Raw genomic sequence first — 13,175 nt, 5'->3', positions numbered from 1 at the left:
ATTGCTGCGTCGCGCGCTGGTGCTGTGCCTGTGCCTGATCCCGCTGGCCGGCGCGACCTGGGCCGAGCCCGCGCCGCAGCCCCAGCCCGTGCTGCGTTATTGCGACTACCCGGTGTACCCGCCGATTTCCTGGAGCGACGGCAGCCAGGTGCGAGGCCTGGCACCGACGGTGGTGCGCCAGGTGCTGGGGGACCTGGGCTATCAGGTGCAGGTGGTGGTGCTGGGCAACTGGAAGCGCTGCCTGCTGGACGCCGCGGCCGGCCGGGTGGATGTGGTGCTGGCCTACAGCACCGGCCAGCGCCAGCAGGACCTGTTGTTTTCCCGGGTGCCGGTGCTGCGTGAGGAGGTGGCGCTGTTCGTCAACCGCCGCAACCTGCCGAGTTTTACCCACTTGCAGGACTTGACCGCCTACCGCGGCGGCCTGCTGTTCGGCGAGAGCTACGGCCAGGATTTCGACCGCGAAGTGGTGCAGCACGGCAATATCGAATGGGTCTCCAGCAGCCAGCAGAATTTCGGCAAGCTGATCCGCCAGCGCATCGATTTCATCCCCCATGAACGCCGCACCGGGCAGTTGTTCATCGAGCAATTGCCGGGGGCCGAGGACATCATCGCCTTGCCCCAGGCGGTGAGCGTCGACTACCTGCGCCTGGCGGTGTCGCGCCATTCGCCCTTGGCGGCGCGCATGGCCGAGATCGACACCCAGTTGCAGCGCCAGGTGGACAGCGGGGCGATCCAGCGCTGGCTGGCGCAGAGCCAGGACGGCTACCGCGCCATGCTCAAGGCCCAGGTCGAGGGCCGGCCATGATTGCGCTGCGGCCCAGCGGCCTGTTGCGCCGCCTGTTGCTGTTTATCCTGCTGTTCAGCCTGTGCTTCACCGTGCTCGCCAGCAGCGTGCAGCTGTACTTCGAATACCGCCGGGAAATGCGCGACATCGACAGCCGCATGGAGCTGATCCGCGCCGGTTACCTGGGCAGCCTGGAACGCAACCTGTGGGACCTCAACCAGGAGCAGCTGACCGTGCAGTTGCAGGGGCTGGTGGACTTTTCCGATGTGGCCCGGGTGCACCTGATCAGCAACGATTTCGACTTGCAACAGGGCAGCGCCGAGCTGATCGGGCCGTTGCGGGTGGAGCGTTTTCCCTTGAGCTACCAGCCGCCGTCCGGGCCGCTGCGCGAGCTCGGCGAGTTGCAGGTCAGCACCGATCTGGGGGCGGTGTACCGGCGCCTGTACGCCACCGGGCTGGCCAGCCTGTTGTGGATGAGCGTGTTTCTCTGCGGCTTGGCGGTGGCCTTGTCCGGGCTGTTCTACCGCCTGGTGACCCGGCACCTGCAAGTGATGGCCGATTTCGCCCGGCGCGTGGCGGCCGGCGAGCTGCACGAGCCCCTGCACCTGGACAAGCGCCAGCGCCCGGACGGCGACGAGATCGACACCGTGGCCCGGGCCCTGGACGACATGCGCCGGGCGGTGCTCGACGATGTGCAGCGCCGCGAAGCCGACCGCCTGGCCCTGCAGGACAAGCGCGACGAACTGCAGAAAATGGTCCAGCGCCGCACCGCCAGCCTGATGCACGCCAAGGACGAGGCCGAAGCCGCGAACCTCGCCAAGTCGCGCTTTCTGGCGACCATGAGCCATGAACTGCGCACCCCCTTGAATGGCATCCTCGGCATGGCCGAACTGCTGCGTTCGGCGCCCCTGGGCAGCCAGGATCGCCAGCGCTTGCAGGCCTTGCATCAAGCCGGGGAGGGCCTACTGAGCATCCTCAACGAAGTGCTGTCCTTTGCCCGGTTGGAGGAGGGCGAAAGCCGCCCGGAAGTGCGGGACTTCTCCCTGCGTCAGTTGCTGGAAGAAGTCACCACCTTGTTGCAGCCCCGGGCCGAGGCCAACCGCACCCGCCTGGAATTGCACATCGACGAACAACTGGCGCCGCGTCAGCAGGGCGCCGAGCAGTACTTGCGCCAGGTGCTGAGCAACCTGCTGGCCAACGCCATTCGTTTTACCGAAGACGGCTGGGTGCGGGTCGAAGTGCAGGTGCTCGACAGCACCGCCGAGGGCCAGCGCCTGCGTTGCTGCGTGCGCGACAACGGCATCGGTATTGCCGCGTCGATGCGCGAGAAGATCTTCGAGCGTTTCGTCCAGGCCAGTGACGAGGTGACCCGGCGCTATGGCGGCACCGGCCTGGGATTGGCCATCTGCAAGCACCTGCTGCAGCAACTGGACGGACGCATCGGCCTCGACAGCGAGCTGGGGCAGGGCAGTTGTTTCTGGTTCGAGCTGGTGCTGGGGGTGGGTCAAGAGCCTTTGCCGTCGCCACAGCTTCAGGTGCCGGCGCAGGGTTTGAAGATCCTGGTGGTCGAAGACGTGGCCCTCAACCGCGAAGTGGCCAGCGGCCTGCTGGAGCGTGACGGCCATCAGGTGTGGCTGGCGCAAGACGGTGAAACGGCCCTGGCCCTGTGCCGGCAGCAAGCCTTCGACCTGTTGCTGCTGGATGTGCACCTGCCCGGCATCAGCGGGGTCGAGTTGTGCCGGGACATCCGCCGCCGCCCCGGGCCCAATCGGCAGGTGCGGATCTTCGCCCTGACCGCCAGCGTCCAGCCGTCTGTGGTGCGCAGTTATCTGCAGGCCGGGATGCAAGGCATTCTCGGCAAGCCGTTGCAGTTGGCCAGCCTGCGTCAGGCGCTGGCCGGGCAACTGCAGCCACCGCCGTTGCAGGCCCCGCAAGGCTTGCTCGACCAGGGCTTGCTGGACACTCATCGCAGTCTGTTGGGCGAGCAGAAGTTGCAGGACCTGCTCCAGATCCTGGCCGATGCCCTGGATCAGCAACAACCACTGTTGGCCGACGCCCTGGCCGCCGAAGACTGCACCGAGGTCCTGCACCTGGCCCATCGGCTGGCGGGCAGCGCCGACTCCCTGGGGTTTTGCGCGCTGGCCCGGGTGCTGCGGGAGTTGGAGGAGGCGGCGCAGCAGGCGGATCGCCCGGCTCTTGCGTCCCTGGCGGCGAGGCTGCAGCGGCCCTGGCAAGAGTCTCGGGCCTTGCTGCAGCGCTTGCTGGCGGCCTGACGTACAAAATCCTTACGACTTTTTACATCTTCGATCTTTTGCTTCAACCCGAACTTACATGGCTTTCCAATAATCGCTTGAGCCGCGCCCGCCGCGGCCTTCGAAGCTTATTGGAGATAATAATAATGAACTGCCTGCAAGCTGCTTGTACCCCACGTCCCGTCCCATCGCCCCGCGCCCTGCGCCTCACCGACTGCTGAGGTGCACCATGACGACCAGTACTGAACGCAAAGGCATCCAACTGACGCGCTCGCTGAAGAGCCGGCACATTTTCATGCTGTCCCTGGGCGGCGTGATCGGCACCGGGCTGTTCATGGGCTCCGGGGTCACCATCAACCAGGGCGGGCCCTGGGGGGCGATCCTCTCCTACCTGGTGGCCGGCTTCCTGATGTACCTGGTAATGGTCTGCCTGGGCGAGCTGTCGGTGCAGATGCCGGTGTCCGGCTCGTTCCAGGCCCACGCCACCAAGTACATCGGCCCGGCCACCGGCTTCATGATCGGCTGGGTCTACTGGATGAGCTGGGCCACCACCGTGGGCCTGGAGTTCACCGCCGCCGGCATGCTGATGCAGCGCTGGTTTCCCGGGGTGCCGATCTGGTACTGGTCGGCGCTGTTCGTGGCCTTGCTGTTCGGCATCAACGCCCTGGCCACCCGCGCCTTTGGCGAGGCCGAATACTGGTTCGCCGGGGTCAAGGTGCTGGCGATCCTGAGCTTTATCGTGGTGGGCGCGCTGGTGATCTTCGGCGTCATCGACCTGCCCAGCGGCGCCCCGGCGCCGATGTTCGACAACCTCAAGGGCGACTCCCTGTTCCCCAACGGCCTGCCGGCGGTGTTCGCGGTGATGATGACCGTGGTCTACGCCTTCCAGGGCTGCGAGATCATGGGCGTGGCTGCCGGTGAAACCGACCAGCCGGAAAAAAGCATCCCCCGCGCCGTGCGCAACGTGGTGTTTCGCGTGCTGATCTTCTACGTGCTGGCAGTGATGGTGCTGGCGGCGATCATTCCCTGGCAGCAGGCCGGGCTGGTGGAGAGCCCCTTCGTCCAGGTGTTCGACATGGTGGGCATTCCCTACGCCGCCGACCTGATGAACTTCGTGATCCTCACGGCGATTCTTTCAGTGGGCAACTCCGGTTTGTATGCCTCCACGCGCATCCTCTGGGCCATGTCCAAATCCGGCATGGCGCCCAAGGCCCTGTCGCCCCTGAGCAAACAAGGCGTCCCCCTGCGCGCCCTGTTCATCACCCTGTGCTTTGCCCTGATCTCGCTGATGACCAGCTTCATCGCCGCCGACACCCTGTTCATGGTGCTGATGGCGGTGAGCGGCATGGCCGGCACCGTGACCTGGATCGTCATCGCCCTGGCCCAGTACCGCTTCCGCCGCCAGTTCCTGCGCGAAGGCGGGCAACTGGAGCAGCTCAAGTACCGCGCGCCCTGGTTCCCCCTGGTGCCGCTGCTGTGCATCGTCCTGTGCAGTTCGCTGTTCGTGTTCCTGGCCCTGGATGAAACCCAGCGTCCGTCGCTGTACTGGGGCTCGGGCTTTATCGCCCTGTGCTACGGCGCCTACTACCTGATGCAGCGCAAACGCCAACTGCAACCTGCAGCCGCCGTGTAGGAGCCGGCAGGTACACCGCTCAGGCTCCCGTAGGAGCCGGCTTGCCGGCGAAGAGGCCCTTGAGCCCTGCATCGCCTGGGCCTGCGCTTTCGCTGGCAAGCCAGTTCCTACATTTCCCTGTAGCCGCTGCCGCAGGCTGCGAGCGGCTTGGGCGACATGCCGACGCAGGAGACGCGGCGGTCTTGAAGGCGCCCAGGGTCTGCCTGAGGACCGCCAAGCAAGGCCCTGCGGTCCTTTTCGCAGCCTCGCAGGCTCGGCAGCGGCTACAGAGCCCGCGCGGGAGGTTGTAGGCGGTTGTTCGAAGTTGTAACAGAGGCGCCCGAAGCAACGATTTATTCTGATTAATGTTTATTTAAAACAATGAGTTATGTGTGTTTTCCAGAATGGAGGCAGGCCTCGATCAACCAATTGCCGCCTTGTTGAACACTCGTTTAGTATGGCCCTCACGTCACCTCCCTCACGCCAACCACAATAATTCGAGGACGCACATGACCCCTTCATCGTCGCTGCTCAGCCGGGTCGAAGCCGGCGTAGCCTGGATCACCCTCAATCGCCCGGAGCAACGCAATGCTCTGGACATCCCCACCCTCAAGCAACTGCATGCCTTGCTGGAGCACTGCAACAGTGACCCGGCGGTACGGGTGCTGGTGCTGACCGGCAGCGGCCGCAGTTTCTGCGCCGGGGCCGATCTGGCGGAATGGGCCGAAGCCGAGGCCCGGGGCGCCCTGGAAAGCTACGGCTGGACCGAAACCGCCCACGCCTTGATGACCTGCCTGCACAGCCTGGACAAACCCACCATCGCCGCCATCAACGGCACGGCGGTGGGCGGTGGCATGGACCTGGCGCTGTGCTGCGACCTGCGGGTGGCCGGGCAGTCGGCGCGCTTCAAGGCCGGCTACACCAGCATGGCCTACTCGCCGGACGCGGGGGCCAGCTGGCACCTGCCGCGCTTGATCGGCAGCGAACAGGCCAAGCGCCTGCTGTTCCTCGATGAGTTGTGGAGCGCCGAACGCGCCCTGGCCGCCGGTTTGGTCGGCGAGGTGTGCGCCGACGAGCAACTGATCGGCAGCGTCAGCGAGCTGGCGGCGCGCCTGGCCACGGGCCCGACCTTCGCCTTTGCCCAGACCAAGAAGCTGATCCGCCAGGGCGCCGACCGCAGCCTGGCGCAGCAACTGGCCGCCGAACTGGCCGCCGGCCTGCTGTGCGGGCGCAGCGCCGACGGCGCCGAAGCCCTGCGTGCCGTCAGCGAAAAACGCCCGCCACGTTTCCAAGGGTTGTAGGGGCGGCCGGGCGGCGTTCCGCTTGCCGGCGAAAGGGCCCCTGGGCCATGCGCCCATTTTGTAGGAGCCGGCTTGCCGGCGAAGGCGCCCGCAAGAACAGCGCCTGATTCAAGGGCCTGTTCGCCAGCAAGCTGGCTCCTACGGGAAGGTTTTTTCGCCAGATCGTCCTGCCAGATCACTGGTTTTTTTGCACCGTCAATCACTCACAGGTAGCGCCATGAATTTCCAACTCAGCCAAGAACAAGAAATGTTGGTGGACGCGGTTCGCAGTTTTGTCAGCAAGGAGTTGCTGCCCCACGAAGAGGCGGTGGACCGCGCCGATGAGGTCAGCGCCGACCTCGCCGGGGAGATCCGCAGCAAGGCCATCGCCGCTGGCTTCTATGCCTTCAACATGCCGGAAGAAGTGGGTGGTGGCGGCTTGGACTACCTGTCCCAGGCGCTGATCGAGCGCGAGCTGGCCAAGTGTTCCTGGGCCCTGCATGTGTTCGTTGCCCGGCCGTCGAAAATCCTCATGGCCTGCACCGGCTCGCAGATCGGCGACTACCTGCTGCCTTGCGTGCAGGGGCGCAAGGTCGACTGCTTCGCCCTGACCGAACCCGGGGCCGGCTCCGACGCCAATGCGATCAAGACCCGCGCCGTGCGCGACGGCGGTGACTTCGTGCTCAACGGCAGCAAGCACTTCATCAGCCACGCCGGGCATGCGGATTTCGCCATTGTCTTCGCCGTCACCGGCACCTATGAGCACAACGGCCGCCAGCGCAACGCGGTGACTTCGTTCCTGGTGGACCGCGACACCCCGGGCCTGACCATCCGCCGTGGCCCCAAGTGCGTGAGCAACCGCGGCTACCACACCTTCGAGATGTTCTTCGATGACTGCCGGGTACCGGCCAGCAAGGTGCTGGGGGAGGTGGGCAAGGGTTGGGAAGTGGCCAACGCCTGGCTCACCGCCGGGCGAGTGATGGTCGCCGCCAACTGCGTGGGGCAGGCCCAGCGCGCCCTGGATGCCTCCTTGCAATGGGCCGCGGACCGCAAGCAGTTCGGCCAGGCCATCGGCAGTTACCAGGGGGTGTCGTTCAAGCTGGCGGACATGGCCACGCAGATCCGCGCCGCCGAGCTGTTGACCCTGCACACCGCCTGGAAGATGGACCAGGGCAGCATGACCGATGGCGAGGCCGGCATGGCCAAGCTGTTCGCCAGTGAAGTGCTGGGCCGGGTGGCCGACGAGGCGGTGCAGATCTACGGCGGCATGGGCCTGATGGACGAAGGCCCGGTGGAGCGCATCTGGCGCAACGCGCGGATCGAGCGGATCTGGGAGGGCACCTCGGAGATCCAGCGCCACATCATTTCCCGTGAACTGCTGCGGCCGCTGATGCGCTGAGCGCCCTGGAGAATTGCCGTCATGTCCCAGACTTTGCGTGACAATCTCAAGCGCCTGCTGGCCCCGCGGCACCTGGCCTTCGTCGGCGGGCGCAGCATGGCCCGGGCCCTCAAGCGCTGCGCCGAAGGCGGTTTTACCGGGCCCATGTGGCTGGTCAACCCGCAGCATGCCGAGCTCGATGGCGTGCCGTGCGTGGCCAGCATCGAACAGCTGCCCTGCGGCCCGGATGCGGTGTTCGTCGCCACCAACCGCGAGCTGACCCTGACCTGCGTCGCGGCGCTGGCGGCCAAGGGCGCGGGTGGGGCGATCTGTTACGCCTCGGGCTTTGCCGAAACCGGCGCCCAGGGCCAGGCCCTGCAACAGCAATTGCTCCAGGCCGCCGGCGACATGGCGCTGTTGGGCCCCAACTGCTACGGCCTGCTGGACTACCTGCACAGCGCCGCGCTGTGGCCGGTGGCCCATGGCGGTCAACCCGTGGAACGCGGTGTGGCGGTGCTGACCCAGAGCGGCAACTTTGCCTACAACCTGTCCATGAGCGACCGCTCGCTGCCGGTGGCCTACATGGCGTCGGTGGGCAATCAGGCGCAGCTGGGCATTGCCGAATTGATGGACGTGCTGCTGGACGAGCCGCGGGTCACTGCCATCGGCCTGCACCTGGAAGGCCTGAAGAACGTGCCGGGTTTTGCCCGGGCGGCGCATAAAGCCCTGGAGAAGGGCATACCCATCATCGCCCTGAAGACCGGGGTGTCGCAGATCGGCGCCGAACTGGCCTTGAGTCACACCAGTTCGCTGTCGGGATCGGACGCGCTGTACGACGCGCTGTTCCAGCGCTTGGGGGTGATCCGGGTCAGCGGCCCGGTGAGTTTTGTCGAAACCTTGAAAGCCGCCTCCTGCGGGCAGTTGCCGGCTGGCCCGCAGTTGATGGCCCTGGCCTGTTCCGGGGGCGATGCCGGGCTGATCGCCGACTACGCCGAGCGCAACGGCCTGCAGCTGCCCAAGCTGGATGCCGGGCAATGCGCCGAGCTGGCCCAGGTGCTGCCGGGCTACGCCAACCTGGTGAACCCGCTGGATTTCACCACCGCCATCTGGGGCGACGCCCAGGCCCTGCAAGCCATGCTCGACACGGCCCTGCGTACCGAGGCCGACAGCGCCATGCTGGTGCTGGATTACCCGGCCGAATTTACCGGCGAGCGCAAGGAATGCGACCTGCTGCTGGAGCTGTTCTGCGCCGCGTTGCAACGCCACGGCAAGCGCGGTTTTGTCACTTCGGCCTTTCCCGAACTGCTGCCCGCCAGTGCCCGCGAGCGTTTGCACGGCCACGGCATTCCCGCCTTGCAAGGGGTGGAGGACGGCCTGGCGGCCTGGGGCCGGATCGTCGCCTATCAACAGCGGCGCCCGGTGTTGCTGGCCCTGGGGGAGTCGGCCCTGGTGCCGCTGTGCCCGCAGGCTCTGGACGGTAGCGCTGTGCTGCTGGACGAGTGGCAGTCCAAGCAGGCCTTGCGCGCCTTTGGCCTTTGTACCCCGGACGGCGTGTTGACCACCCCCGGGCAGGCCCTGAGCGCGGCGGCGGGCATTGGCTACCCGCTGGTGCTCAAGGCGGTGAGCGCCGAGCTGCCGCACAAGACCGAGGCCGGGGCGGTGGCCCTCAATCTCAAGGACCCTGAAGCCCTGAGCGCCGCATTGCGCCTGATGCGCACGCGGATTGCCGAGCATGCGCCGGGGCTGGCCTTTGAACAGATCCTGCTGGAGCCCATGGCCGCGGCGCCCCTGGCGGAGCTGATTGTCGGCATCAAGCGTGAGAACGACTTCGCTCTGGCCCTGGTGATCGGTGCCGGCGGGGTGCTGGTGGAACTGCTCAAGGACAGTCGCAGCCTGCTGCTGCCCACCACCGAAGGGGCGATCCGCCAGGCCTTGCTCAGCCTGCGCAGCGCTACCTTGCTGCAAGGCTTTCGCGGGCGCCCCGAGGCCGATCTTGAGGCCCTGGTGGCGGCCATCGGCGCGGTGGCGGACTACGCCTGCGAACATGCCGGGCAACTGCTGGAACTGGATGTGAACCCATTGTTGGTCGGCGCCCAGGGCACCGTCGCGGTCGATGCGTTGATTCGCCTTGGCCAGGCTTGAGGAGATAGACATGCACGATCAGACCTTGACCGGTGGCCAGGCCCTGGTGCGGCTGCTGGCCGGCTACGGCGTCGACACGGTGTTCGGCATTCCCGGGGTGCACACCCTGGAGCTGTACCGCGGGCTGCCCGGCAACGGCATCCGCCATGTGCTGACCCGCCACGAGCAGGGCGCGGGCTTCATGGCCGACGGTTACGCCCGGGTCAGCGGCAAGCCCGGGGTGTGTTTCGTCATCAGCGGCCCGGGGGTGACCAACGTCGCGACCCCCATCGGCCAGGCCTACGCCGACTCTATCCCGCTGCTGGTGATTTCCAGCGTCAACCACAGCGCCAGCCTGGGCAAGGGCTGCGGCTCGCTGCACGAAACCCAGGACCAGCGGGCGATTACCGCGCCTATCACCGCCTTTTCGGCGCTGGCCCTGAGCCCGGAAGATCTGCCGGAGCTGATCGCACGGGCCTTTGCCGTGTTCGACAGCGAGCGCCCGCGCCCGGTGCACATCAGCGTGCCCCTGGATGTGCTGGCGGCCAAGGTCGCCCGGGACTGGACCGGTGAAGTGCGGCGACGCCCCGCTCGCGGCCCGGCTGCGGCGGCGGATATCCAGCAGGCGGCAGACACACTGCGCAGTGCCAAGCGGCCGATGATCATTGCCGGCGGCGGCGCGTTGCACGCCGCCGAGCAACTGCGGGCCCTGAGCACCCGGTTGGGCGCGGTGTTTTTCAGCAGCGTTGCCGGCAAGGGCCTGTTGCCGGACGAGGCGCCACTGAACGCCGGGGCGACCTTGTGTGTCGAGCCCGGCTGGCAGTTGATCAGTCAGGCCGACGTGGTGCTGGCGGTGGGCACCGAGATGGCCGACACCGACTATTGGCGCGAGCGCCTGCCGCTCAACGGCGAGCTGCTGCGCCTAGACATCGACCCGCGCAAGTTCAATGACTTCTACCCGTGTTCGGTGGCCTTGCACGGCGATGCCCGCGCCACCCTGGACGCACTGCTGCTGGCCTTGGAGCAACAAGTCACGCCTGCCACGGCGGCGATTCATGCGGTGGCCGATCTGCGCCAGGCGGTGCAGAACGGGCAGGGGCCCTTGCAGCAGATTCATCGCTCGATCCTGCAGCGCATTGCCGCGGAGTTGCCGGAGCACGGCTTTATCGCCAGCGACATGACCCAGCTGGCCTACAGCGGCAACTACCTGTACCCGACCCGGGCGACCCGCAGCTGGCTGCATCCCACCGGCTACGGCACCCTCGGCTACGGCTTGCCGGCGGGCATCGGCGCCAAGCTCGGTGCCCCCGAGCGTCCCGGGCTGGTGCTGGTGGGCGATGGCGGTTTTCTCTACACGGTGCAGGAACTGGCCACGGCGGTGGAGGAACTGCGCAGCCCGCTGGTGGTGCTGCTGTGGAACAACGATGCCCTGGGGCAGATCCGCGATGACATGCTGGATCTGAACATCGAACCGATCGGCGTGCTGCCGCGCAATCCGGATTTTGCCGCCCTGGCCCGGGCCTTTGGTTGCAGCGTCAGCCAGCCCGCCAGCCTCGATGAGTTGCAACAGGAACTGCGCGAGGGCTTTGCCCGCAACGGCGTGACCCTGATCGAACTCAAGCACGCCTGCGCGCGCTGACCATCCCTTTTTCCTGGAGCTTGTGCATGCGCTTTTCTCGACTGACCCAACGTATTGCCGGAGACGGCGCCGCCGCCTGGGACATTCATTACCGGGCCCTGGCCAAGCGCGAACGTGGCGAGGAAGTCTGGTTGCTGTCGGTGGGCGACCCGGATTTCGACACCCCGCAACCCATCGTCCAGGCGGCCATCGACAGCCTGCAGGCCGGCCACACCCATTACGCCGATGTGCGCGGCAAGCGCGCCTTGCGCGAGGCCATCGCCCGCCGCCATCAGCAGCGCAGCGGGCAAGTGGTGGATGCCGAGCAGGTGGTGGTGCTGGCCGGTGCCCAGTGCGCCCTCTACAGCGTGGCCCAGTGCCTGCTGGACCCGGGTGACGAAGTGATAGTGGCCGAGCCGATGTACGTCACCTATGAAGCAGTGTTCGGTGCCTGCAACGCCCGGGTGGTGCCGCTGCCGGTGCGGGCCGAAGACGGCTTTCGGGTACAGCCCGAGGCGGTGGCCGCGCGCATCACCGGCAAGACCCGGGCCCTGGTGCTCAACAGCCCGCACAACCCCACGGGCGCGAGCATTCCCCGGGCCACCTGGGAGGCCCTGGCCGTGCTGTGCATCGAACATGACCTGTGGCTGATCTGCGACGAGGTCTACAGCGAACTGCTGTACGAGGGCGAGCATGTCAGCCCGGCCAGCCTGCCGGGCATGGCCGAGCGCACCGCGACCCTCAACAGCCTCTCCAAGTCCCATGCCATGACCGGCTGGCGCCTGGGCTGGGTGGTGGCGCCGACGGCCCTGGCCGCGCACCTGGAAAATCTCGCCCTGTGCATGCTCTACGGCTCACCGGAATTCATCCAGGACGCCGCCGTGGTGGCCCTGGAACAGCCCTTGCCGCAACTGCAAGAGATGGCCCAGGCCTATCGCCAGCGCCGGGACCTGGTGTGCGACTGCCTGGCCGATTGCCCCGGTGCCCGGCCGTTGAAACCCGATGGCGGCATGTTCGTCATGGTCGATATCCGCGCCACCGGGCTCAGCGCCCAGGCCTTCAGCGAGCGCCTGCTGGATGAGCAGGGCGTCTCGGTGCTGGCCGGCGAAGCCTTCGGCCCCAGCGCCGCCGGGCATATCCGCCTGGGGCTGGTGCTGCAAGCGGATGACCTGCGCGAAGCCTGCCGGCGCATCGCCTTGTGCGCCCGGCAGTGCCTGGCCGAACGCGATGCCCCTGTTACTGTGCAACCTGTCTGAGGAAGCTTCATGAATGTGTTGATCGTCCACGCCCACCCCGAACCGCAGTCCTTCACCGCCGCCTTGCGTGACCAGGCCCGCAGCACCCTGGAGGCCCAGGGGCACCAGGTGCAGGTCAGCGACCTGTACGCGATGAACTGGAACCCGGTGGCCAGCGCCGCGGATTTTGCCTCCCGGGACAACCCGGATTACCTGGTGTATGCCCTGGAACAGCGCCTGGGGGTGAAGAACCAGAGCATTGCCGCGGATATCCAGGCCGAGCTGGACAAGCTGCTGTGGGCCGACCTGTTGATCCTCAACTTCCCGGTGTTCTGGTTCTCGGTGCCGGCCATGCTCAAGGGCTGGATCGACCGGGTGCTGGTGTCGGGGGTGTGTTATGGCGGCAAGCGGTTCTATGACCAGGGCGGGCTGGCGGGCAAGAAAGCCCTGGTGACCCTGACCCTGGGCGGGCGCGAGCACATGTTCGGCGAAGGCGCGATTCACGGCCCGCTGCAGGACATGCTGCGCCCGCTGCTGCGCGGCACTTTGGCCTATGTCGGCTATGAAGTGCTGGAACCCTTCGTGGCCTGGCACGTGCCCTACATCAGCCAGGAGGCTCGTGAAGCTTTCCTGCACAGCTACCGCCAGCGCCTGCAGCACCTGGCGGACGACCAGCCCCTGGTCTTCCCGCGCCTGGACCAGTTCGACGAAGCCCTGTACCCCTTGCCGGTCTGAAATCCCCACCGCCGATACGCCTTCCTCCGTAGGAGCCGGCTTGCCGGCGAACAGGCCCTTGAGCCTTGCGCTGCTCTTGCGGCCGCCTTCGCTGGCAAGCCAGCTCCTACACGAGCGTCCGCGGCGATACGCCTTCCTCCGTAGGAGCCGGCTTGCCGGC

General features: G+C 66.8%; 9 protein-coding genes. All 9 read left to right on the top strand.

Annotated elements, in window-relative coordinates; translation table 11 throughout:
* Position 1 precedes the first annotated feature (1 nt).
* The 9 genes from ACUXVH_RS21600 to ACUXVH_RS21560 all read left to right on the top strand — a co-directional run bounded on the left by ACUXVH_RS21600 (position 2) and on the right by ACUXVH_RS21560 (position 13,015).
* The gene (locus ACUXVH_RS21600; RefSeq protein ID WP_445495867.1) at positions 2–805 is read left to right on the top strand and encodes a substrate-binding periplasmic protein; all 804 of its coding nucleotides are present in this window, start codon (positions 2–4) and stop codon (positions 803–805) included.
* A complete protein-coding gene (locus ACUXVH_RS21595; protein WP_065363893.1) occupies positions 802–3,057 on the top strand; it encodes a hybrid sensor histidine kinase/response regulator in 2,256 nt (751 codons plus the stop codon). The genes ACUXVH_RS21600 and ACUXVH_RS21595 overlap by 4 nt, the downstream gene beginning before the upstream one ends.
* Positions 3,058–3,265: 208 nt before the next feature.
* Positions 3,266–4,669: an amino acid permease gene (locus ACUXVH_RS21590; protein ID WP_015635402.1), complete on the top strand. Its 1,404-nt coding sequence runs from the start codon at positions 3,266–3,268 to the stop codon at positions 4,667–4,669.
* Between the two features lie 488 nt (positions 4,670–5,157).
* A complete protein-coding gene (locus ACUXVH_RS21585; RefSeq protein WP_011061006.1) occupies positions 5,158–5,949 on the top strand; it encodes an enoyl-CoA hydratase/isomerase family protein in 792 nt (263 codons plus the stop codon).
* A gap of 217 nt (positions 5,950–6,166) precedes the next feature.
* Positions 6,167–7,327: an acyl-CoA dehydrogenase family protein gene (locus ACUXVH_RS21580; RefSeq protein ID WP_011061007.1), complete on the top strand. Its 1,161-nt coding sequence runs from the start codon at positions 6,167–6,169 to the stop codon at positions 7,325–7,327.
* A 21-nt stretch (positions 7,328–7,348) separates the two neighbouring features.
* Complete coding sequence (locus ACUXVH_RS21575; RefSeq protein WP_065363894.1) at positions 7,349–9,448, top strand: acetate--CoA ligase family protein; 2,100 nt, start codon at positions 7,349–7,351, stop codon at positions 9,446–9,448.
* A gap of 10 nt (positions 9,449–9,458) precedes the next feature.
* Positions 9,459–11,066 (top strand): 5-guanidino-2-oxopentanoate decarboxylase, encoded by a 1,608-nt coding sequence (locus ACUXVH_RS21570; RefSeq protein ID WP_065363895.1) that lies wholly within the window; start codon positions 9,459–9,461, stop codon positions 11,064–11,066.
* Between the two features lie 26 nt (positions 11,067–11,092).
* The gene (locus ACUXVH_RS21565; protein WP_065363896.1) at positions 11,093–12,301 is read left to right on the top strand and encodes a pyridoxal phosphate-dependent aminotransferase; all 1,209 of its coding nucleotides are present in this window, start codon (positions 11,093–11,095) and stop codon (positions 12,299–12,301) included.
* Between the two features lie 9 nt (positions 12,302–12,310).
* Complete coding sequence (locus ACUXVH_RS21560) at positions 12,311–13,015, top strand: NAD(P)H-dependent oxidoreductase (RefSeq protein ID WP_065363897.1); 705 nt, start codon at positions 12,311–12,313, stop codon at positions 13,013–13,015.
* Positions 13,016–13,175 lie beyond the last annotated feature (160 nt).

The sequence above is a fragment of the Pseudomonas sp. 8(2025) genome (genome assembly GCF_052665325.1).
The sequence above is the reverse complement of the archived record's forward strand: the minus strand, read 5'-3'. Positions and strand labels throughout refer to the sequence as shown.

Excerpts from the sequence above, each read along its gene's own strand:
- ACUXVH_RS21595 (WP_065363893.1), top strand. The coding sequence starts at position 802 with ATGATTGCGCTGCGGCCCAGCGGCCTGTTGCGCCGCCTGTTGCTGTTT.
- ACUXVH_RS21590 (WP_015635402.1), top strand. The coding sequence starts at position 3,266 with ATGACGACCAGTACTGAACGCAAAGGCATCCAACTGACGCGCTCGCTG.
- ACUXVH_RS21585 (WP_011061006.1), top strand. The coding sequence starts at position 5,158 with ATGACCCCTTCATCGTCGCTGCTCAGCCGGGTCGAAGCCGGCGTAGCC.
- ACUXVH_RS21580 (WP_011061007.1), top strand. The coding sequence starts at position 6,167 with ATGAATTTCCAACTCAGCCAAGAACAAGAAATGTTGGTGGACGCGGTT.
- ACUXVH_RS21575 (WP_065363894.1), top strand. The coding sequence starts at position 7,349 with ATGTCCCAGACTTTGCGTGACAATCTCAAGCGCCTGCTGGCCCCGCGG.
- ACUXVH_RS21570 (WP_065363895.1), top strand. The coding sequence starts at position 9,459 with ATGCACGATCAGACCTTGACCGGTGGCCAGGCCCTGGTGCGGCTGCTG.
- ACUXVH_RS21565 (WP_065363896.1), top strand. The coding sequence starts at position 11,093 with ATGCGCTTTTCTCGACTGACCCAACGTATTGCCGGAGACGGCGCCGCC.
- ACUXVH_RS21560 (WP_065363897.1), top strand. The coding sequence starts at position 12,311 with ATGAATGTGTTGATCGTCCACGCCCACCCCGAACCGCAGTCCTTCACC.